This window comes from Streptomyces sp. NPDC001889 (assembly GCF_053594535.1).
In genome coordinates this window covers 1-22,307 of the sequence record NZ_JBSFER010000011.1, presented here as the reverse complement: position 1 = coordinate 22,307, position 22,307 = coordinate 1, and the positions used below count along the sequence as shown (strand labels likewise).

The window sequence follows — 22,307 nt, the reverse complement described above, 5'->3', positions numbered from 1 at the left end:
TCCGGGGTGTCTGCCGGTGTGTGTCGGGGTGCCGGTGCCGGTGTGGGTGCTGGCGGGTGCCGGTGTGTGTTGGTGGTGCCGGTGTGTGTTGGTGGTGTCGGGGTGGGTGTTGGTGGGTCAGTTGGCTGGTGGGTGGGGTGGTGGGGTGGTGATGGCGTGGGCGAGTTCGGCGATGGTGAGGTTGTTGAAGAGTGTGGGGAGGGTGATGTGTATGTGGTGGGTGGTGCGGAGCTGGTTGAGGAGCTGGATGCCGAGGAGGGAGTGTCCGCCGAGTTCGTAGAAGTTGTCGTGGGTGCCGATGGGGTGGATGCCGAGGTGGTCCTGCCACAGGGTGGTGAGGGTGTGTTCGGTGGGGGTGGTGGGGGGTGTGTAGGGGGTGGTGAGCGGGGGGCGTGGGTGGGCGTGCCGGGATGCTTCCGTCCCGGTGCTGGTTCCGGTGCCGCTGCCTGCCCCGCTGCCCGTCCCGCTGTTGGTTCCGGTGCCCCTGTCTGTCCCGCTGCTGCTGGTTCCGCTGCCCGTCCCCGTCCCCGTCCCCGTCCCGGTGCTGGTGCTGGTGCTGGTGTGGGTTTCTGTGTGTGTGGTCGTGTCGGTATGGGTGGGGGTGGGGAGGGTGGTGCTGGTGTGGTGGGTGAGGGTGGTGAGGGTTTTGGTGGCGATGGTGATCTGGGGGGTGGGTGTGTGGGTGAGGATGCGGTCGAGGGCGGCGGTGCCTTCGGCGGGGAGGATTCCGGTGCGGAGGTGTTCGAGGAAGGTGGTGTCGCGGCGGGTCGGGGCGGGGCGGGGTGGGGCGGGAGGGTGAGCGGCCCGGGTGTGTCCGCCGGCGGCTCCGTCTCCCGCGGGGCCTGTGCTGCCCGTGCCTGCCTCTCCTTCCGTGCCGACCGTGCGGGCCGTGTTTCTCGCGGGGTTCGTGCTGCCGGTACCGCCGTCTCCTCCCGCGAGGCTGTCTCCTCCCGTACGGCCCGCTTCTCCCGCGGGGTCGGTTTCTCTCGTACGGCCCGCTTCTCCCGCGGGGTTGGTTTCTCTCGCACGGCCTGCTTCTCCCGTACGGCCGTCTTCTCCCGTACGGCTGTCTCCGTCCGTACGGCCTGCTTCTTCCGCGGGGTCGGTTTCTCCTGTGGGGTTTGTGCTGTCTGTGCGGGCCTCTGTTTCCGTGCCGTGTGTGCCTGGCGCAGGCTTTGTTTCTTCTGTCCTGGCTGTGCTGCTTGTGCGGTCTGTTCCTCGGGTACGGCCGTCTTCTCCTGCGGGGTTTGTGTTTCCCGCACGGTCCGTGCTGCTTGTGCCTGTTGTGTGGGCTGTTTCTTTCCCGGGGTTGGTTGCTTCCGTTCCGGCTGTGTTTGCTGTGCTGTTCGTTTCTTGTGTTCTGGCTGTGCTGTCTGTTGTTTTGGTGTCGTGGGTTCCGCTGGTGCTGTCAGTGCTGTCGGTGCTGGTTGTGGTGTCTGTTCTGGTGGTGTGGTCTGTGGTTCCGGTGTGGTGGGTGTTGCCGGTGCTGTTTGTTTCTGTGGTGCTGTCAGTGCTGTCGGTGTCTCTTGTGCTGTCCGTTTTTTGTGTGCTGCCGGTTTCTGAGTTGTTGTGTGTGCTGCTGGTGTTGTTGGTGGTGTGGGGGTTTTCCGTTTCGTGGGTGCTGTCCGCTGTTCCGGCGTGGTGTGCGGTGTCCGTGCTGTGGGTGGTGTTTGTGCGGGGGGTGCCGGCTGCCGGTCCTGTGGTGTCCGTGCTGCGGGTTGTGCTGCCGGTGTCTGTTTCCCGGGAGCCGTTTGTGCTGTCCGGGCTGTCTGTTTCTCCGGTGTGGTTCTGTCCTGCCGGGCTGGGTGTGCTCCGTGTCGTGTCCGGCCGTTCCGTGCTGTCTGTTCCTGCGGCAGGGTTGGTGTTTGCCGTGTTTCCCGTCGTGTGGGTGCTGCCGGTGTCGCGGGTGCTGTCCGTGTCTCCGGTGGGGGCTGTGCCGTTTGTGCTGTCGGTTCTTCCGGTGCTGTCCGGGCCTCTTTCTTCGCGGCCGGTGTCTTCCGTGTGGCCGGTGTTTTCCCCGTGGTCGGTGCGGGCTGTGCCCGTGGTGTGGTCTGTGCTGTCCGCTCTTCCGGTGGTTCCGGTGGTTCCGGTGGTTCCGGTGGTTCCGGTGGTTCGGGTAGTTCGGGTGGGTTCTGGGCTGGTGCTGGTGCTGGTGCTGTGGGTGGGTGTGTGGGGGGTGGTTTCGGTGGAGGTGCCGTCGCGGAGTGCGGGGAGTTTGGTGGTGAGGGCGCGGGCTTTCTTCATGGTGAATTCGCGGGCGTGGAGGAGGGTGTGGCCGTGTTCGTCGAGGAGGGTGATGTCGAGGGTGAGGGTTTCGCGGTGGGGGTGGCCGGGGTGGTGCTGGAGGAGGCTGTAGAAGGTGGAGGGGAGGGGCCGGCTGATGGTGATGGTGTGGTATTGCAGGGGCATGTGGTAGTGGGGTTCGAGGTAGAGGCTGGCGTATCCAGTGGCGATGTCGAGGAGGAAGGGGTGGAGGGCGAGGTGTTCGAGGTCGGTGGTGAAGGGGCGGGGCAGGCACAGGCGGGCGAGTGCCCGGCCGTGGCCGGCCCAGATGCGGTCGATGCACTGGGAGCGGGGGCCGAAGGTCATGGGCCCGTTGTGGTGTAGGGGGGTTACTTCCTCGAGTCCGTAGCGGTGGATGAGGTTCTCCGGGTGCCCTGCGGGGCGGGGGCTGTCCGCGGGGCGGCCGTGGGTGTGCGGTGCGCGGGGTGCGGGGCCCCGGTCCTGGCTCCGGCCGGTGCGGTGGCCGTGGTTTCCACCGGCACCGCCGCCGCTGTCACCCGTGCCCGTGCCGGTGTCTGTGTCTGTGTCTGTGCGGGTGTCTGTCGTGGTGCGGGTGTGGCCGGTGCGGGTGTTGTCCGGGGTGTCGGGGCCGCTGGTGTCCGGGTCCGGGTGGTGTCCGTGCCGGGGAGGGCTGGGGCTGTCCTGCCGGCGGGTGGTTCCCCGCGGCTGTGCCTCGTCGCTGTTGCGGTGGTGTGTGTCCTGCGGGCCGCTGGGGGTGGTGTTCCTCCCGGGCCCGCCCGTGCTGCCTGTGCCGTCCGGTATTCCGGCGCTGTCTGTGCCGTGCGGTTTTCCGGTGCTGTCTGTGCTGTTGTGGCTGTGGGTCCCGGCCGGTTGCGGTTCCTCTTCCCGGCGGGTGTTCCCGTGCGGTTTTCCGGCGCTGTCCCGGTGGTGTCCGCTGTGCGGGCCGTCCGGGCCGTCCGGGCCGGTGGCCCCGCGCGGTTCCCCGTGCCCGTCCCCGTCTTCGTCTCCGTCGCTGTGATGGCCGCGGTGGTGTGTGGTGTGCGGGCCGCTGGGGCTGGTGCTGCCGCCGGGGTGGCCTGCGGTGTCCGGGCGGTGTGTGTCCTGCGGGCTGTCCGGGGCGGGGTTCCCGCCCGCTCCGTGTGTGCCGTGTCTGTCGTGTGTGCTGTTGGTGGTGTGCCGGCTGTCCGGAACTTCCGGGGTATCCGGGCTGTCCGGATCTTCCGGGGTGTGCGGGGTGGGGGTGGCGGTGCCATTGACGTGTTCGGTGGGGGCGGGCTGGTTGGGGTGGTGGCTGGTGACGGTGAAGCGGAAGGCGCCGTTCACGCGTTCGAGGGTGATCAGGATTTCTTTGGTGTCGCGGGTGCTGAGGACGGCGGGGGTGAGGAAGAGGACGTTGTCGAAGCGGAGGGGGCCCGGGTGGCCCTGGTCGGCGAGGGCCGCGCGGATCATTTCGAGGTAGGCGGTGCCGGGGATGACGGGGTGTCCGAGCATGCGGTGGTCGTCGACGAGCCAGTGGCCGGGGGCGAAGCGGGCTGTGTAGAGGGCGTGGGTGGCGGTGCTGGTGACGCGGGTGTGGAGGAGGGGGTGTCCGAGTGCCACGGCCCCCGCCCCCGCCACGGCCCCCGCCACGGCCCCCGCGACGGCCCCCGCGACGGCCCCGGGTGCGGGCCGGGGCGTGGGCTCCTCCTTCCGTGCGCGGCCGGCCGCCGGCCGGAGCGGAGTGCCGGTCACCGGCCGGGGCGGCGGGCCGGGTTCCGGTGGCGGTGCGGTCTCCGGCCGGCGCGGCGGGCTGGTTTCCGGTGCCGGTGTGGCCGTGTGCCGGGGCGCTGGGCTGGTTTCCGGTGCCGGTGTGGCCGTGTGCCGGGGCGCTGGGCTGGTTTCCGGCCGGGATTGTGGTGCGGGTGCGGGTGCGGGTGCGGGTGCGGGTGCGGTGCCGGTGACGGGTGTGGGTGTGGGTGTGGGTGTGCCGATGGTGCGGGCGGCCATGCCGGTTTCCTGCCAGGCGTCCCATTGGAGGGAGGTGGTGGGGCCGGTGGTGGTGGTGCGGTGGTGGGCGAAGGCGTCGAGGAAGGCGTTGGCCGCGCAGTAGTCGGCCTGGCCGAGACCTCCGGTGAAGGCGATGGTGGATGAGCACAGGAGCATGAAGTCGAGGTCGAGGCCGGCGGTGGTTTCGTGGAGGATGAGGGTGCCGGTGGTTTTGGGGGCGAGGACCCGGTGCGCGGTGTCGGGGTCCTTCAGCTGCATGAGGCCGCTGCCGGGGATTCCCGCGGTGTGGATGACGCCGTGGATGGTGCCGAAACGCCGGCGGGCCTCGGTGACGGCGGTGTGCATCTGCCGGCGGTCGGTGACGTCGGCCTGGACCAGGAGGACTTCCGCGCCGAGCTGTTCGAGGGCGGCTGCCCGTTCCGCGGGGGTGGCCGGGGGCGTTCCGGTGGTGTTCCCGGCCGTCTCCGGGCCTTTCCTCTTCCCGGTCTCCTGCTGCCCGGTTCTGTCGGTGAGTCCGTCCGGTGTCCCGGTTCTGTCCCCGCCCCCGGCCCGGCCCCCGGCCCCGGTCCCGTCCCTGTTCCTGTTCCTGTCCTCGTTTCCGTTTCTGTCCTCGGCCCGGTTGGTGTGCTCGTTTCTGCCGCTGTGGGTGCGGGGTGGGGGGAGGGGGGTGCGGGTGGTGAGGACGAGGCGGGCTCGGACGGTGCGTGCGAGGTGTTCCGCGAGGGTGAGGCCGATGCCTCCGAGGCCGCCGGTGATGAGGTAGACGCCGTGGTCGCGGAGACGGGGCGGGGTCCGGGGGGCCGGGGGGAGGGGGAGGGGTTCCCAGCGGGGGGTCCACCGTCGGGTGCCGCGGTGGGCGGTGACGGGGTCGTGGGGGTGGTGGAGGATATCGGCGAGGATCTGTTCGGCGGCGCGGGCGGCGGGGCCGGGGGTGCTGCCTTCCCGGCGGGCTGCCGCCCTCGGCCGCGTCCCGGGGTCTGCCCCCTGCCCGGCCCCCTGCGCGGCATCCGGTCCGGGGTCTGCGTCCGGCGCGGCACTTGGTCCGGTCCCCGGTTCCGGTCGTCCCGTGCCGGATTCCGTTCCCGTTCCCGATTCTGACCCGGCGTCTGCCCTCGCCCCGGTCCCGGGTCCGGTTGCCGGGGCGGTCTCCGTTGCCGTTCCTGTCCCTGCCCGGCCGCCGGCACCCGTGCCCGTACGCGCACCTGTGCCCGCATCTGTGCCCACGCTTGTACTTGCACCTGCATCCGTACTCGCATCTGTGCCTGTGCCTGTGCCTGTGCCTGTGCCTGTGCCCGTGCCCGTACGGGTACCTGTGTCCGGTGCCGGTCCGGTTCCTGTGTTCTGTCCCGTTCCGAGGTCCGGCGCTGCTCCCGCTCCTGCTCCTGCTCCTGCTCCCGCTCGTGCTCTCGCACCCGTGCCCGTGCCCGTGTTGCCCGTGCCTCCGTCCGCGTTCGTGCCTGTGCCTGGACCTGTACCGGTGTCCCGGTCCGTGCTTGTTCCTGCTCCCGTGTCTCCGTTCCCGTTCGTGTCTGTACTTCTGTCCCTGCCCGTGCCCGTGCCCGTGCCCGTGCCCGTGCCCGTGCCCGTGCCCGTGCCGGTGCCTGTGCCGGCACCCGTGTCCGTGTCCTGGCCCGTGCTTGTTCCTGTACTTGTGTCTGTTCCTGTGCCGGTGTTCCGGTTTGTGTCTGTGGTTGTTCCTGTGTGGGTGTTGGTGTCTGTGGCGGCTTCTGGTTCTGGTTCTGGGTTTGTTGTGGTGCGGGGTGGGGTGTGGAGGTCGGTGTCGATGCTTTGGGTGGTGAGGCCGGGGTGTTCCTGGGGGGCGACGGTGCAGGGGCCGGTGAGGGTGGCTTTCTCGGGGCTGACGGGGTCGGTTCCGGTGACCTGGCGCAGTTCGTTGGAGACGACGGCGAGGTGGAGTCTGTGGTGGGAGTGGCGGGCGGCCCATGCCTGGGTGAGGAGGAGGAGGCTGGTGAATCCGTGGGTGGTGTGGGTGGTGAGGGTGTGGGTGGTGGGCGGTCCGGTGGTGGGGGTGGTGGTCCAGAGGTGGACGATGGTGCGGGGTGGTGCGGGGAGGTGCTGGAGGAGCAGGTCGTAGTGGCCGCGGTCGCCGGGGGCGAGGCTGTAGCCGCGGGGGGTGTGCTGCTGGAAGGTGTCGCCGGGGGTGACGGTGGTGACGGTGTGCCCGGCGTGTTCCAGGCGTTGGGTGAGGTGTTCCGTAATGCCGAGGGTGTCGGCGAACAGGAGCCAGTGCCCGGGTGCGCGGGCGAGTTCGGCGGCGGTGACGGGGGCCGGCGGTGCGGTGGAGGCCCAGGCGGGGACGGAGAACCAGTCCGTCATGTCCGCGAGTTTCTCCAGTCTCCCCGCACCCGCACCCGCACCCGCATCGGTTTCGGTTTCGGTTTCGGTTTCCGGGTCTCTTCCCGTTTCCTCGCCCCTGCCCCCGCCCCTGCCCCCGCCTGTGCCTGTGCCTGTTTCCGTGCTGGTTCCGGTGCCGGTCTCTGTGTCGGTGACGGTCTGCGGGCTGCTGGCCGGTGCGGCCCCCGCCCCCGCCCCTGTTCCTGTTTCTGTTCCTGTCCGCGCCCCTGTCCGCGTTCCTGTTTCTGTTTTCGTTTCTGTTTCTGTCCTGGTTTCGGTGGTTGTGGTGGTGGTGTGGTGGGGGGTGGGCCAGTGGTGCTGGCGGTTGAAGGGGTAGGCGGGGAGGGGGACACGGGCGGGTGGCCGGGTGGGGGGGTGGGTACGGGGCCAGGCGGGCTGGGCGCCGGTGAGCCAGAGGCGGGCGAGTGCGGTCAGCAGGGTACGGCGGGCGGGGGTGGGGTCGTGGGCGGCGGGGAGGGTGGGGATGGTGGTGCGCCGGCCCCGGTCGGGGGGCAGGAGCTGGAGGGCGAGGCTGCCGGCGGACTGGCCGGGGCCGGTTTCCAGGAGGACCCGGGCGGGGGTGCGCCAGAGTTCGCGGATGCCGTCGGCGAAGCGGACGGTCTCGCACATGTGGCGGGCCCAGTAGCGGGGGTCGGTGGCCTGGGTGCCGGTGATCCAGGTTCCGGTGAGGTTGGAGATGTAGGGGATGTCCGGCGGGCGGAGGGTGAGGGTGCGGGCGAGGGCGGTGAGGCTGTCGCGGGCGGGGTCGAGGAGGGGGGTGTGGTAGGCGTGGGTGGTGGGCAGGAGGCGGCTGGCCACCTCGGCGCGGGCGAGGTCGTGGTGGAGCCGGTGGACGGCGTCGGGGGGGCCGGCCAGGACGCACAGGGCGGGCCCGTTGACGGCGGCGACGCTCACGCGGGGGTCGAGCGCGGCGGCCTCGTGTTCGGGCAGGGGGACGGCGAGCATGGCGCCGGGGGGTGTGCGGTCGATGAGCTGGGCGCGCAGGGCGACCAGGCGGGTGGCGTCCTCCAGGGTGAGGACGCCGGCGAGGGTGGCGGCGACGTACTCCCCGATGCTGTAGCCGGTCATGGCGTCGGGGTGGATTCCGAACGACATCCACAGGCGGGCCAGGGCCCATTCGGTCATGAAGGTGACGGGCTGGGCGTTGACGGTCCGGTGGAGAGCGCTGTCCCCGGCACCCCCGGTCCCGGCACCGCCTCCGGCACCCCCGCCCCCGGTCCCGGTCCCGTCCCCGCCGCCGGTCCCGCTTCCTGCCCCTGTTCCGGGGGTGGTGCGGCCGAGGAGCGCGGGCAGGTCCAGCCCGCTGCCCGCCCGGGCGTCGTGGCCGGCGGGCCCGTCTGCCGGGGTGGTGTGGCCGGCGGGCCCGGTGCCGGCGGGGGGGTAGAGGAGGGTGCGCGGGTCGGTGCCGAGGTGGGGGGCGAACAGGGCGGCGCAGCGGTCGATTTCCTCGCGGAAGACCTGTTCGCCGGTGTAGAGGTCGTGGGCCATGCCCGGGTACTGCTCGCCGAGGCCGGGGAACATGAACGCGATGGCCGGGGCGGGGTCCTGGGCCCTGGCGCGCAGGAGACGGCGCGGGGCGGGCGCGGTGAGCGCGCGCAGGGCGTCGGCGCGGTCGTGGCAGACGAGGGCCTGGCGGTGGGTCAGGGGGACCCGGCCGGCCTGGAGGGTGTAGGCGGTGTCGGCGAGTTCCTGGCCGGGGTGGGCGGCGAGGTGGCGGGCCAGGCGCCCGGTGGCGGTGTCGAGGGCGTCCTCGCTGCCGGCGGACAGCACCAGCAGCTGCCACGGCGGTGAGGGCACCGGCGTGCCGGGCGCCGGGGCCTCCTCCAGGACGGTGTGCGCGTTGGTGCCCCCGGTGCCGAAGGCGCTGACACCGGCCCGCCGCGGGGTGGCGCCCCGCGGCCAGGCGGTCAGGGCGGAGACGACACGGAACGGGGAGCGTTCCAGTCCGAGGTCGGGGTTGGGGCGGCGGAAGTGGAGGGTGGGCGGGATCTGGCCGTGTTCCAGGGCCAGAATGGTCTTGATGAGCCCGGCGGCCCCGGCGGCGGCGTGGGTGTGGCCGATGTTGGTCTTGACCGAGCCGATACCGCACCCCGGCCCGTCCGCGCCGCCCGCGCCCCCTGGGCCGTTCGCGCCTCCCGCGCCTCCCGCGCCGTCCGCGCCCCCTGGCCCGTCCGCGCTTCCCGTGCCGCTGGTGCCGCTGGTGCCGCTGGTGGGGGTGGTGAAGACGCGGGTCAGGGCCTCGACCTCGATGGGGTCGCCCAGCGCGGTGCCGCTGCCGTGGGCCTCGATGTAGCCGATGGTCTCCGGCGCGGTGCCGGCCATGGCCTGGGCCGCGGCCACGGCCCGCGCCTGTCCCTCCGCGCTGGGGGCGCTGAACCCCACCTTCGCCGCGCCGTCGTTGGTCACGGCGGTGCCCTTGATCACGGCGCGGACCGTGTCGCGGTCGCGCAGCGCGTCCTCCAGGCGCTTGAGGACCACGATCCCCGCGCCGGAGGAGCTGACGGTGCCCCGGGCCCCGGCGTCGAAGGCCCGGCAGTGCCCGTCGGGGGAGAGGATGCCGCCTTCCTGGAAGAGGTAGCCCTCCACCTGCCGGGCCCGTACCGTCACCCCGCCGGCGAGAGCGGTGTCGCAGTCCCCGCCGAGCAGTCCCTGGACCGCCAGGTGCACCGCGACCAGCGATGTCGAGCACGCCGTCTGCACGGTCAGCGCCGGGCCGCGCAGACCGAGCCGGTAGGCCACGCGGGTGGCCAGGTAGTCGCGTTCGTTGCTCAGGTGCGTCTGGAGCCACCCGGCGCGTTCCAGCAGACCGGGCGCCGCCTCCAGATACCGGCGGTAGGTGTTCTCGTACGCTCCCGCGTACACGCCGACGGGCCCGCAGCCGTGCCCGGAGGCGTAACCGCTGTTCTCCAGGGCCTCCCAGGCGCATTCGAGGAAGACCCGGTGCTGGGGGTCCATCAGTTCCGCTTCCCGCGGGTTGATGCGGAAGAACGCGGCGTCGAAGAGCGCCGGGTCGTCCAGGACGCCCCGGGCCGGCACGTACGCGGGGTCCCGCAGGGCCGCCGCCGGGATGCCCGCCCCGGTCAGCTCCTCCTCGCTGAAACGGGTGATGGTCTCCCGTCCCTCGCGCAGGTTGTCCCAGAACGCGTCCGCGTCACGGGCTCCCGGGAACCGGCACGCCAGTCCGATGACCGCGATCTCCAGGCCGGTGCTCATGCCTGCGTGTCCCCCCGCTCCCGCCGCGCGCGCCGCCCGGCCAGCCGGGCCGCTCCCGGCGCCGGGATGCCGTCCTCCGCCGGCCCCGGCCCCCGGCCCCGGTCCGGCCCCCGCTCCCGTTGCTCCCGTTCCCGTTCCCGTTGCTCCCGTTCCTGTTCCTGTTGCTCCCGTTCCTGTTCCTGTTCCTGTGGTGGTGTGCCGGTGCGATGGGCGAGGTAGCGGGCCAGCGCGGTGACGGTGGGGTGGGCGAAGAGGTCCACGACGGGGATGTCCGCGCCGGTGGTCTCCCGCAGGCGCCGCTGGACCCGGCGGATCAGCAGGGAGTTGCCGCCCAGGTCGAAGAAGTGGTCGTGCGGGCCGATGGCCGCGGTGCCCAGGACCTCGGCCCAGATCCCGGTGACCGCGGCCTGCGCCCCCGCCCCGCCCTCCCCGCTGCCCGCCCCGGGTGCCGCCCCGGGGGGTGTGCCGGGGGCTGTGCGGGGGGCGGGGGTGAAGCGGGCGGTGAGGGCGGTGCGCTGGATCTTCCCGGTGGACGTGCGCGGGATCGCGGTGGTGCGGAAGATCCGGCGGGGGATCTTGTGGGCCGTCAGGCGGGCGGTGAGGAACGCGCGCAGGTCGTCGTCGCCGGCCCGGGCCCCGGGGCGGAGGACCACGGCCGCCGCGACCTCCTCTCCCAGGGTGGGGTGCGGCAGGGCGAACGCGGCGGCCTCGGCGACCGCGGGGTGCGCGCACAGCACCCCGTCGACCTCCAGCGGGGAGACCTTGCTGCCGCCGCGGTTGATGATCTCCTTGAGGCGGCCGGTGATGAACAGATGGCCGTCCTCGTCCAGGTGGCCGCTGTCACCGGTGCGGAACCAGCCGCGGGTGAACGCGGCGGCGTCCGCGTCCGGGTTGTGGGCGTAGCCGCCGATCACGGTCGGGCCGCGCAGCACGATCTCCCCGTTCTCCCCGGGGGGCAGCAGAGCGCCCCGCGGGTCCATCACCGCGACGTCCGCGCCGATGGACACCCCCGACGAGCCGGGTTTGCGCGCCCGCGGCGGCAGCGGGCCGCTGGTGATGATCGAGCATGCCTCGGTCATGCCGTAGGAGTCGATGACCGGTACCCCCAGGGTCTCCTCCAGGGCCCGGGCCACAGCGCCCGGCAGCGGCGCGGAAGCGGACCGCACCAGCCGCAGCCGCCCCCCGCCCGGCCCGCCCGGTCCGCCCGGTCCGTCTGCGGTGGGCCCGCCGGGGCCGGTGAGGGTGGTGAGGACGGCCTGGTGGATGGCGGGCACGGCCGTGTACCAGGTGGGCGCGTACTCCCGCAGCTGGCCGGGGAAGGCCGAGGCGTCGAAGCCCGGCGGGCACACCACGTCCGCGCCCGCGGACAGTGTCGCCAGCCAGGGGCCCATCAGGCCGTGGCCGTGGAAGAGCGGGAGCACGTTCAGGCACCGGTCGCCCTCGCCCAGACGCAGGCTCAGGGCGATGTTGTGGGCCGAGGTGCACACCGCGCGGTGGGTCAGCGGGACCAGTTTCGGCCGGCCGGTCGTCCCCGAGGTGTGGAGCACGAAGGCCACCTCCCCGCCCCTGCCCTCTCCCCTGTCCTCCCGGCCGCCGCCGCCCGCCGGGATGCCGCCGGTGCCGGTGCCGGTACCGGTGCCGGTGGTGGTGGTGGCGGCGGGGCCGGGGGTGAGGGTGAAGGCGCCCGCGGGGCCGGCCGGGTCCGGGGCGAGTTCGATGACCCGGCGGCCCTGGGCGCGGGCCACGGCGGCGGCGAGGCTGTCGCCGCCCTGTTCGGTGATCACGGCGCGGGCGTCGAGGTCGGTGAGGTAGAAGTCGAACTCCGCCGCCCTGCCCGCCGGGTCCAGGGGCGCGGCCTGCCCGGCGCAGGCCGCGCCCAGGTAGGCCACGGCCGCCGACGGGCCGTGGGGCAGTGCCAGGGCGACGCGGTCGGCGGGGGTGATGCCGCAGTCCCGCAGGACCCGTCCGGTCTCCTCGACCCGGCGGGCCAGCTCGCGGTAGGTCAGCGGGGGCAGGCCGGGGGCGAGCAGAGCGGCACGGCCGGGGTGCCGGCCGCAGCGGCGGGCGACGAGCCGGCTGAGATGGAGGTCGGCGGGCTCGTTCGTCCCGGGGGCCGCAGCGTCGCCGTGGGCCAGGGTCATGGTGCTCCTCCTGCGCGTGCGGGGTGCGGGAACGTCCGGGGCCGGGCCCGGCCCGGGGGCCGGGAGAGCCTGGCGGCCGTGGTGCCGTGTGCCGGTCCGGTGCTCCGGCGCCGGGACGGTGGGGGAGGGGTGCCGGGAACGGGCCCGGCGCGTCGGCGGGCGGCTGTCGGCGGTTCGCGGTTCGCGGTGGTCAGTGGTCGGCGGGTGGCGGGTGGCGGTCGGCGGTCGGCGGTCGGTGGTGGTCAGTGGTCAGTGGTCAGTTGGCGGTGGTCAGTTGGCGGTGGTCGGTTGGCGGTGGTCGGGGTCCGGGCTGCGGCGGTCGGCTGCGGGGCCAAGGGGGCCGGAGGGGGTCCGGGGGAGGCTGGGAGGGTGTCAGGGGGCGTGGGGGAGTGCGGGAAGGGCGCTCTCCCGGGGCGCGGCCGGCGGCGCCGGCGGGCCCAGGAGCCGCGCGGTGGTGCGGGCCAGGCGGGCGCCCTGGTAGCGGGCGGCCCGCAGCACGGCCGGGCCGGGGACGGGGCCCTGCGACAGGGACCAGGAGGTTCCGTACGGATTCCCGCCGGCCTCGGTGACGACGGGGTCGGTGTAGCCGGGCGGCACGATGAGCGTGCCCCAGTGGTGCAGGGTGTTGCACAGGGCCAGCAGCGCGCTCTCGCTGCCGCTGTGCGGATGGGCCGTGGTGACGAACGCGGTGGCCGCGCGGACACGGAGCCGGCCCTCCTCGCGCGGGGTCTCGCAGGACTCGAGGAAGGCCAGCAACTGCGGTGCCATGGTGCCGATACGGGCCAGGGCCCCCAGGGCCGCCGCGTCGGCCCACTGGAGGTCGGCGGGGGTCGCGGCGGGCACCTCCGGGGCCGCCGCGCCGGCCGGGCGGTCCGGGTGGGCGCGCCGCAGCCGGACCTCGGCGCCCTCGCGGCGGGCGCCGTCGGCCAGGGCGGCGGCCAGCGCCAGGGTGGGACCCTCGGCCGGGTGGCAGACCACCGCGACCCGCACCGCCCGGCCCCCGCCCCGCCCGGGACCCGTGGCCGAATCCCGCCCCGCCCCCGGGCCGCGGCCCGTATCCCGCCCCGGACCACGGCCCGGTGCCGGGGCCGTGCGTGGGGCGGTGCCCGGCTCCCCGCCCGCAGCCGTGTCCGTCACCGGAACGGCCCCGGACACGGCTGCGCGAGCCGGCGCGGCGCGTCCGTCCGTACCGTCCCCGGACAGCACCGCACCGGTCCCGGCGCGCACTCCCGTACCGTCTCCGGACACCGCGTCCGCGTCCGCTCCCGCTCCCGCCCCCGCCTCCGGTGCCGGTGCCGGGCGTGCTCCCGTGCCCGTTCCGGGTGCCGGCCCCGCCTCCGCACCCTCCTCGGCACGCGTTCCCGGAACCGGAACCGGCCCCGCCCCTGCCTCCGCCCCTGTGCCCGGTGCCGGTCCCGGTTCCGTATCCGCCCCGGTACGCGTTCCCGGGACGGCCCCCGGCCCCGGCCCCGGCCCCGGCCCCGTCTCCGCCTCCGCTCCTGTGCCGGGTGCCGGTCGGGATGGTGCGGTGCCGTTCGCGGCGGCGGGGTCCGGTGCCGGTTCCGGTGTCCGGGACGGTGCCGGGGCGGTGGCGGGGAGGAAGGGCAGGGGGGCGGGGCCGAGGCGGGCGGTGGTGCGGGCGAGGCGGGCGCCCAGGGCGGCGGCGGCCCGCAGGACGTCGGCGGCGACCCGGCCGCCGGGGTCCGCGGGCGCGGACACCCCGTACGGGTTGGCCCCGTCACCGGCGTCCGGGGGCAGGATCAGCGCTCCCCAGTGGTACATGCTGTGGTAGAGGCTCAGGAGGGTGGACTCCCGTCCGCCGTGGAGGCTGGCGGAGCTGGTCATCGCGGTGACGACCCGCCCGGCCAGGACACCGCGCCGCCACAGCGGGGACGCGGAGTCGATGAACCGCTTCAGCGGGTGGGACACGTTCCCGAAGTGGGTGGGGGTCCCGAAGATCAGCCCGCCGGCCCACAGCAGGTCCGTCAGGTCCGCGGTCCGGCCCCCCTCCTCCCCGGCCCCGGCCCCGGCCGCACCCGCACCCACACCCGCACCCGTATCCCAACGCCTGCCCGTGCCCGTGCCCGTGCCCGTGCCGGTGCCGGTGCCGGTGCGGGGCGGCGGGGTGCCGGGGACGGGCAGCAGCCGTACCGCCGCCCCGGCGGCCGCGGCCCCCGCCGCCGCCGCGCGGGCCAGCGCGTGGACGGTCCCGTGGTTGCTGTGGTAGATGACCGCGACGTTCGGCGCCAGCGCCACGTGCCCCGCACCCCCTCGGCGTCTCAGACCGTCTCGGCGAGCCGGAAACCCACCGCGTAGAACGCCCGGTCGTACAGCCCGTGCCGCCGCCGGCAGCGGGCCAGGTCCCCCCGGCGGGTGAAGCTCCCGCCGCGCGCGATGCGGTAGGTGCTGTGGGCCCGCAGGGCGGGGCTGGCCGATTCCAGCCCGCCGGGGTACGGCAGGAGGTCATCGGCGATCAGTTCGCCGCCGGGGTAGGGGCGGTAGTCGTCGGCGGTGTACTCCTCGACGTTGCCGGCCATGTCCAGGGCGCCGAACGGGGAACGGCCGGCCGGGTAGATGCCCACGGGCGTCGAGGACAGCGGCCCGGACTCGGAGGTGTTGGCCGCGTCCGCGCTGAAGGTGTCGCCCCAGGGGAACTCGCGGTCCCCGCCGCCGGCCGCGTACTCCCACTCGGCCTCCGACGGCAGCCTGAACGCCCGCCCGGTGCGCTGCGCGAGCCAGGCCGCGTACGCGTCGGCGGCCTGCGGCGGCACCGTCCACACCGGGTGGTTGGCGAGCTGGTCGGGGTAGCAGCCGAACCGCCACGACGTGGGCAGCCAGCGGGCCCGGGTGTCCTCCAGGAACCGCCGGTACTCCAGGTTGGTGACCGGGTAGCGGCCGATGCGGAAGGCGCCGATGTCCCTCTCGTGCGCGGGGCACTCCTTGCGAATCCACGCCTCCTCGACCCCCGCGTGGCCCCACTCGCCGATCACCCGCCCGACCTCCTGCGGCGGCAGGCCGATCCGCACCCGCCCGCCCGGGACCGTGTCCATCACCGGGTCGTCGGGCCTGATCCGCGGATCGCCCGTGAGCGAGACGAGGGCCCCGGCCGCGTAACGGCGCTCGAAGGGCGCCGCGGGGTCCTCCGCGGCGGCGGCCAGCGCCCGCGGGCCGCCGCCGCTCCCGAGAAGGTCCGCGCCGTGCGCGGCGAGGCTGTCCGCGGCGCAGCGGCCCTCGAACCACGGCGGCAGCCGCATCGCCTGCCGGTCACCGATCATGTCCGAGTTGATGGGGGTGGTCTCTCCGCTCGCGACCGTCATACCGCTCCTTCGGGGATCTCGTAAACGCTGCCGTCGTACGAGCCGGCCAGGAAGCACCGGCGGCCGGCGTGGTAGGCCAGCGAGGAGATGCCGGAGGTGGTGGGCCGCAGCGCCGGCTGCCACCGGCCGCGTTCGCGGTCGAAGACGGCGACGTGGCCGTCGTAGGCGCCGGTGGCGATGAACCGGCCGTCCGCCCCGGCGCAGACGCACTTGACGGAATGGGTGTGCGGGGTGGGCACGCTCTCGCAGCCGAAGTCCGCGTCCCACAGCCGCAGCACCAGATCCCGGCCCGTGCTGGCGAACGCCCCGCCGCCCAGGGCGACACAGCCGTTCGCGATCCGCCCGTGCGCCCCCTCCACCCGGTGCACCTCCGCCAGGGTCCGCGTGCTGTGCCAGGCCACCGACCGGTCGGCGCACACCGAGAAGATCAGCTCCCCCGACACCGCGACGCCCTTGACCGCGTTCTCGTGCAGCGGCAGGTCCCCCACATGCTCGGCGCCCCCGCCGCCCAGGGCGAACACCAGCCCGTCACCGGTGTAGGAGCCGATCACCGCGTGCGGCACACCCCCGCGCTCGAAGACCGCCCCGCAGTTCAGCGGCGAGCGGTGCTGGTGCAGCGCCCGGCCGCTCAGCGCGTCCATGACCAGCCCCAGCTGACCCCCGGTCAGCACCAGGCCCGGGGCGGGCGTGAGGAAGTTGCACAGACTCCCCAGCGACAGATGCTCCTTCCCGTCCCGGCGCACGATGCCCGCGTCCCCCACGCTCAGCACCCGCGCGCCGAGCGCGCAGGCCGCGTTCACCCCGTGCGTGGGCCGCACCACCGCCGCCCGCCAGGCCCGCCGCCGGTAGTCGTAGGTGCGGTACGTCGCCCCGAACGTGCCGAACACCAGCGCGGAAGCGCCCGCGAACGCACAGGAGCGCGGCCATACGTCATCGGGCACCGCGGCCTCGTCGACCTGCACCGGCAGCGGGCCGGACACGTCCCAGATCCGCAGGCTCCGGTCGTAGCTCAGGCTCACCAGCAGCGCCCGCCCCGCGTCCAGGACCAGGCGCTTGACCCCCGAACGGTGCGCGTCCACCCGCTCGCTGACCCCCGAGCGGATCACCACGATCTGTCCCGCGTCGTTCCCCGCGTACAGGGTCCCGTCCGCGCCGACCGCGACCGTGTCGGTCTCCACCCCGCCCAGGTCGATGTCCTCCAGCAGGGCCCCGCTGCCCACCTGCCAGCGCTTGACCGTCCCGTCGTCACTGGAGGTGATCAGCTCGTCCTCGCTGACCCAGGCCGCCGAGATGACATCCGCCGTGTGCCCCGACAGCCGCTGCACCAGCGCCCCGCTGTAGTCGTAGACCCGCGCGTGATGGTCCCGCGACACCGCCGCCACCAGCTCCCGCGTCGGATGCGGAACCGACATCTCCACATCGTCGCTCTGGTCGTTGAACACCGCCAGCAGCCGCAGATCCGGCACCGACCACAGCCGCGCCGTGTAATCGCTCGACGAGGTCACCAGCCGCCGCCCGTCCGGGGTGAAGGCGCACTGGTTCGCGAGATGGTCGTGCACCACCCGGCCCAGGGCCTTTCCCGTCGACTGGTCCCACAGAATAACCTGGTTGTCGTATCCGGCGGTCGCCACATACGCATCCCCGTGCGCCGCGACACCGCTGATGGGACCCTTGTGCTCAATCATAGTCCGCTCGCTTTCCGTCGAGCTTTATCATGTGCCCGGCTTGATTCACCTTCGTCTTCAGATAATGAAAATTCACATGATTCGCATACACGCCCGTAGGGATCTGCAGGGACACATCGACACCCAGTCGCCGCAACTGCTCCGACTTCTCCGGGTTATTGGTCAGAAGCCGTATGCGCCGGATGTCCAGCGCCAGCAGAATCTGCGCCGCACTCGTGTAGTCGCGCAGGTCGCCGGCGAAGTTCAGAGCCCGGTTCGCCTCATACGTGTCATAACCGTCGTCCTGGAGGGTATAGGCGTCGAGCTTGTTGTACAGGCCTATCCCGCGCCCCTCCTGGCGCAGATACACCAGCACCCCCGACTCCGCCTCGATGGTGGAGAGCGCCTCGCGCAGCTGCGGCCCGCAGTCACAGCGCGCCGACCCGAATATGTCACCGGTCAGGCACTCCGAATGCACCCTCACCAGCGGCAGCGGCACCGAGGACGGCTCCCCGAACAGGATCGCCACATGCTCCCTGCCGTCCGCGAGACCGTCGAACGAGACCATCCGGGCCATCCGCAGAGCCCCGGATATATACAGGGGAAGAGGAACCACGGCACGAAGCACAGCCGCTTTCGGACCTGTCTCTGCTGCCTCCATCGGAACCCCTTCAGGTTTGAGGCTGCTGAAATCCCGCTACACAGACGACGGCATGGCGACGGCACGGATCAGTGGTCACTCAAAAACACAGGGATGTTGCATGCTGCCCTGCCGGATACATCGTGTCAACACCCGGATCAATGACTTTTAAGCGGACTTCTTCCGGCCAGGATCTCTCCCGTACGGACGCGCACCGCACTCCCGTCGGGCCGCACCCGGACCGCCTTCTCCACCGGCCCGCGCGGCGCCATCCACCGTAAACACCCGCGGCCGCGGAGAACCCGGCAGCGAGACCCTTCCTATTCGGCAAGCACACCCGCGCACGCGCAAGTCTGTTTCCGGCCACAGCCCTTGCGGGTGCGGTGCGCGAAAGGATCAACGAAAGAAGATCGGAAACACCCGGCGGGGAATTCCGGCGGATCATGAAGGAATGCGCAACGGGCGGTGCCGCGCAGGAGGAAGAGGAACCCCGGCCCCCGCCGGGCCCGCCCCCGGCCCGCCCCCCGGCACCGGCCCGCACATGCCCGCACCCGCCCCCGCGCCCCGGACTCCCGCCTCCCGGCCCGCGCTCACGCGCCCGCGCCCCGCACCCGGGCCGCCCCCGCGGGCCCGCCCGCAGCCCGGCCCCCGCGGCCCCGGCCCGCCCCCTGTCCCGGCGCACACCCCGGCCCCGGCCGGCCCGCTGACCCTGGCCGGTTCCCCTCGCCCCCCGGAGCACTCCCGGCCCCGCCGCCCCCGCAGCCCGGCCCCGCCGCCTCCTCCCGGCCGCCCGCCGGCGGACCCCGCCACCGGCACACGGACGCCCCGCCGCACCCCCCCTTTTCCCTGCCGCACCCCCCCTTTTCCCTGCCGCACCCCCCTTTTCCCCGCCGCACCGCCCCTTCCCCTCCGGTTCCTTGTCCCTTTCCGGCCCGGCCCGGCCCGGCCCGGCCCGGCCCGGCCCGGCCCGGCCCCGCGGCGCGGAACCGGCCGCACTGGCCCGGCGCGTTGCCCGTTGCCCGCTGTCCGGCCCGCCCGCTCCCGCTGTCCGCCGGCGACACGGCCGCCCGCCGCGCACCCCGCCCGCCCCCGGTGCGGTAGAAACACCCCGGGGGCCCCGGCGTCCCCGCGCACCACACCCGCGCACCACACCCGCGCCCCACGTCACGGAACCCGCGCCGGAGGCCGCACAACCGCGGCACACGGCACGGACCTCACGCCAGACGCCAGACGCCAGACGGCAACGGCAACGGCGGACGGCGGCGGCGCAGACGGCACCGGGCGCGGGCCGCACGGCGCACGGCACCGGCACACGGCACCGGGAACGGGCCGTACGGCAGACGGCAGACGGCACACGCACACAGCACACAGCAGACGGCAACGCACACGGCACCGGGCGCGGGCGCGGGCGCGGCCCGCACGGCGCGGGCGGCACACCCCCCGCCGCACACGGTGTCTCGCAGACGGGACGGGCATGGACGGCCAGAAGGTTTTCATCGTCACCGGCGGGGGATCGGGCATCGGCGCCGCCACCGTGCGGCTGCTGCGCGCCGGCGGGCACCACGTGGTCGCCTCCGGACGGCGCCCCGGCCCGCTCCTGCGCGTCGCCGCCGAGACCGGGGCGCTGGCCCACCCCGGGGACACCGCCGACCCGGACGCCGTCACCGCCCTCGTCGAGACGGCCGTCACCGCCCACGGCCGTCTCGACGGACTCGTGCTGAACGCGGGCACCGTCCGGCCCGGCGCGGTGGGCGACCTGTCCACCGAGGACTGGGAAGCGGTCATGCGCACCAACGTCACCGGCCCCTTCCTCCTCCAGCGCGCCGCCCTGCCGCACCTGCTGGCGGCCCGCGGCGCGGTCGTGGCCGTCGCCTCGGTCTCCGCCCTGCGCAACGGCCTGGCCAGCGCCGCCTACGCCGCCTCCAAGGCCGCCCTGCTGCACCTGTGCCGCTCCCTCGCCGTCGACTACGGCCCGCGCGGACTGCGCGCGAACATCGTCTGCCCCGGCTGGGTGCGCTCCGAGATGGCCGACCGCAGGATGACCCGGTTCGCCCGGGAGGCGGGACTGGCCGGCACCGAGGAGGCCTACACCCAGGCGACCCGCCTGATCCCCGCGCGCCGCCCCGGCGAACCGGAGGAGATCGCCGAGGCCATCGCCTGGCTCCTGTCGCCCGCCGCGTCGTTCGTCAACGGCGCCGTCCTCACCGCCGACGGCGCGGCGACCGCGCTCGACCCCGGCGTCATCCCCTTCGCCTTCCGCGTCGAGCCCCGCGAACCCGCACCCCGCTGACCCCCGGCCCGCTGACCCCCGGCCCGGCCGGAATCCGGACGGCGGCCCACCGTTTGAAGCCGCCCCGGGCGGCAACAAGCGACCCGCACCCGCCCGCCGCGGCGTGCACGGACACCCGCGCCGGGCCCGCGCCCGGCGCGCCCGCTCGCTGCCCCCGGCGGACGGAAACGGCACACCGGCACACAGGCACACGGACCAGCGGACCAGGGGAGAGACGAGTGACGGTTACGGACCCCCAAGCGGCGCGCCCGGGCACCCGGGCCGTATGGGTCGTGCGCCCGACGGGCGACATCGACGCCGACAGCGCACCCCCGCTGGCCCGGACCCTGCGCACGGCCGCCGCCCGCCGCCCCGCCGCGACCGTCGTCGACCTGTCGGCCACCGCCTTCGCCGACTCCTGCGTCCTGCACCTGCTCCTGGACGCCCAGCACGCCCACCGCGCCCACGGCGCCGCACTGGTGGTCGCGGGACCCTTCCCCCGCGCGGTGGCCCGCCTGTTCGAGACCACGGACGCCGCCGCCCTCCTGACCCTCGCCGACTCCGCCGGCGACGCCCTGCGTACCCTGCGCACAGCGCCCCGGAACTGACCGGGCCGCCGCCGGCCGTGTGCGCCCGCTCCCGCCGGGGCAGGCGCACAGACAGGACACAGGCGGCCGATCAGGAGGGAGTTTCCCGATGACAGCTCAGGACACGACCACGGCCCGCTCCGGTACCGGAACCCGGACGGCCGTGACCACACCCGCCCAGGCACGCGACACGGTACGCCGGCTGCTGGCCGGCGCCCCCCGCCCCCGGGGCCCGGGCCGGGACGCGGAGACCGTCCTGGCCGACGCGCTCCTGGTGACCTCCGAACTGGTCACCAACGCCATCCGGCACGGCGGGGGACTGGTCCGCTTCACCGCCGCGGTCAGCGCCGGAACCCTCCACATCGCCGTCACCGACCGCACCAGCGCCCCGCCGCTGCCCGCACCCCCGCCCCGCCCCCGCACGCTGCGCACCGGCGGCTACGGCTGGCCCCTGGTCCTGCGCCTCAGCACCGGCGTGGCCATCACCCCCGCCCCCGGCGGCAAGACCATCCGCGCCCGGGTGCCCCTGCACTGAACCGCCCCGCCCCGCCCCGCCCGTCCCGCCGCCGTCCGCGGCGCGCGGCACAGCGGCGCGGGGGGCGAGCACCGTGTCCGGCACCCGCCCCCCGCCGAAGACCCCCGAAGACCCCCGGGGACCGCCAGGGGCCCCTCTCCGCCGCTTCCCGCTACTCCGCCGTGGCGTGGGCCGCGTCGCGGATCTGGTCGGTGACGACATCGGGGTGCGACATCATCGCCACGTGCGAGGAACTGATCTCGATCGTGCGCGACTTCGCCCGCCTGGCCTCGAACCGCTCCAGATCCGGGGCGACCGCCTTGTCGTTCTTCGCCACGATGAACCAGGACGGGATCGTCCTCCACGCCGCCGCGGTGGCGTTCTGCCCGAACCCGGCCTGCGCGACGGGCCGCTGCTCGACCGCCATCACCCGCGTCTGCGCCGCCGGCAGATCGGCGGCGAACACCGCGTGGAACTTCTCGTTCTGGATGTACAGATCGGTGCCGCTGGCCGTCCCGTCGGTGTACGGGACCGGGCGCAGCGCCGTCCCCAGATCGCTGCCGGTGAACTTCGTCGACAGGGTGGCGGGGTTCTCCCCCACGTCCGGCATGAACGCCGACACGTACACCAGCGCCTTCACGTTCGGGTTCCCGGCCGCGGCCTGGCTGATGACCGCCCCGCCGTAGGAGTGGCCGGCCAGCACGATCGGGCCCTTGATGCTCTTGAGGACCGAGGCGACGTACGCCGAGTCGCTGAGCACCCCGCGCAGCGGGTTCGGCGGGGCGACCACCGGATACCCCCGCTGCTGGAGCCGCTCGACCACGGCGTTCCAGCCCGAGGCGTCCGCGAACGCGCCGTGGACCAGGACCACGGTCGGCTTCACTCCCTGCCCCGTGGGCTCGGGGTTGGAGGAACCGGAAGGGTCACCGCCGGCCATCGCGGGCCCGGTGGCGAAGACCGCCGCCGCCAGCGCCGCCGACACGGCGGTGGCGCGCACCGCTATCCGGCGCCGCGTACGGGAGGGGGGAGGGGACACAGCCATGAGGGGTCTCTCTTCCTGCTGGGAGGGAAGGCTGTCGCCCCACCGTCCGCCCGGCCCCGCGCGGGCCGCCCCCCGGCCGGTCCGGGAGAGTGAATCGCCCCCGCCGTCCGGGTGACACCCACCGCGCGCCCCGCCTCCCCGGCCCCCGGCCGCCCCCGGCCCCTGGCACCCGCCCGCCCCTGGCCACCCCGCTTCCCCGGCCCAGCGGGCCGCCCCTGCACCCGCCCGGCCCCGGCCGCCCCGGCGCACGGGCCCGGACCGGCTCCCGCCGGCGCTCCCCGGGGGCCACCGCCGTGCCGCGGCACGGCGGTGGC

10 protein-coding genes are annotated in these 22,307 nt (G+C 74.3%); 3 read left to right on the top strand and 7 right to left on the bottom strand.

All coding sequences use genetic code 11. From position 1 onward, the window contains the following. Nucleotides 1–117 precede the first annotated feature (117 nt). The 6 genes from ACWCRA_RS14270 to ribA all read right to left on the bottom strand — a co-directional run bounded on the left by ACWCRA_RS14270 (nucleotide 118) and on the right by ribA (nucleotide 17,509). Nucleotides 118–9,819, bottom strand: coding sequence for an SDR family NAD(P)-dependent oxidoreductase (locus ACWCRA_RS14270; RefSeq protein WP_451067706.1), 9,702 nt, complete (start codon nucleotides 9,817–9,819; stop codon nucleotides 118–120). Continuing rightward, nucleotides 9,816–11,960, bottom strand: coding sequence for a non-ribosomal peptide synthetase (locus ACWCRA_RS14265; RefSeq protein WP_451067705.1), 2,145 nt, complete (start codon nucleotides 11,958–11,960; stop codon nucleotides 9,816–9,818). The genes ACWCRA_RS14270 and ACWCRA_RS14265 overlap by 4 nt, the downstream gene beginning before the upstream one ends. A gap of 372 nt (nucleotides 11,961–12,332) precedes the next feature. Next, nucleotides 12,333–14,216 (bottom strand): NAD(P)H-dependent oxidoreductase, encoded by a 1,884-nt coding sequence (locus ACWCRA_RS14260; RefSeq protein ID WP_451067704.1) that lies wholly within the window; start codon nucleotides 14,214–14,216, stop codon nucleotides 12,333–12,335. A 23-nt stretch (nucleotides 14,217–14,239) separates the two neighbouring features. Beyond that, on the bottom strand, nucleotides 14,240–15,277 hold the full coding sequence (locus ACWCRA_RS14255; RefSeq protein WP_351549894.1) for a formylglycine-generating enzyme family protein: 1,038 nt from the start codon (nucleotides 15,275–15,277) through the stop codon (nucleotides 14,240–14,242). Beyond that, nucleotides 15,274–16,962 carry a WD40 repeat domain-containing protein gene (locus tag ACWCRA_RS14250; protein WP_351549891.1) on the bottom strand — a complete coding sequence of 563 codons (1,689 nt, stop codon included), beginning with the start codon at nucleotides 16,960–16,962 and terminating at the stop codon, nucleotides 15,274–15,276. The genes ACWCRA_RS14255 and ACWCRA_RS14250 overlap by 4 nt, the downstream gene beginning before the upstream one ends. Then, nucleotides 16,955–17,509 (bottom strand): GTP cyclohydrolase II, encoded by a 555-nt coding sequence (ribA, locus tag ACWCRA_RS14245; protein ID WP_351549888.1) that lies wholly within the window; start codon nucleotides 17,507–17,509, stop codon nucleotides 16,955–16,957. The genes ACWCRA_RS14250 and ribA overlap by 8 nt, the downstream gene beginning before the upstream one ends. Nucleotides 17,510–19,055: 1,546 nt before the next feature. On the opposite strand from ribA, the gene ACWCRA_RS14240 reads away from it, so the two are divergent. From ACWCRA_RS14240 to ACWCRA_RS14230, 3 genes are all read left to right on the top strand, one after another. Further along, on the top strand, nucleotides 19,056–19,871 hold the full coding sequence (locus tag ACWCRA_RS14240) for an SDR family NAD(P)-dependent oxidoreductase (RefSeq protein ID WP_351549885.1): 816 nt from the start codon (nucleotides 19,056–19,058) through the stop codon (nucleotides 19,869–19,871). 218 nt (nucleotides 19,872–20,089) lie between these two features. After that, nucleotides 20,090–20,458: an STAS domain-containing protein gene (locus ACWCRA_RS14235; RefSeq protein ID WP_351549882.1), complete on the top strand. Its 369-nt coding sequence runs from the start codon at nucleotides 20,090–20,092 to the stop codon at nucleotides 20,456–20,458. A gap of 88 nt (nucleotides 20,459–20,546) precedes the next feature. Continuing rightward, nucleotides 20,547–20,972 carry an ATP-binding protein gene (locus tag ACWCRA_RS14230; RefSeq protein ID WP_351549879.1) on the top strand — a complete coding sequence of 142 codons (426 nt, stop codon included), beginning with the start codon at nucleotides 20,547–20,549 and terminating at the stop codon, nucleotides 20,970–20,972. A 151-nt stretch (nucleotides 20,973–21,123) separates the two neighbouring features. Here the strand turns inward: ACWCRA_RS14230 and ACWCRA_RS14225 are convergent, their stop codons facing one another. After that, nucleotides 21,124–21,993, bottom strand: a complete 870-nt coding sequence (locus tag ACWCRA_RS14225; protein WP_451067703.1) for an alpha/beta fold hydrolase — start codon at nucleotides 21,991–21,993, stop codon at nucleotides 21,124–21,126. Nucleotides 21,994–22,307: the final 314 nt, after the last annotated feature.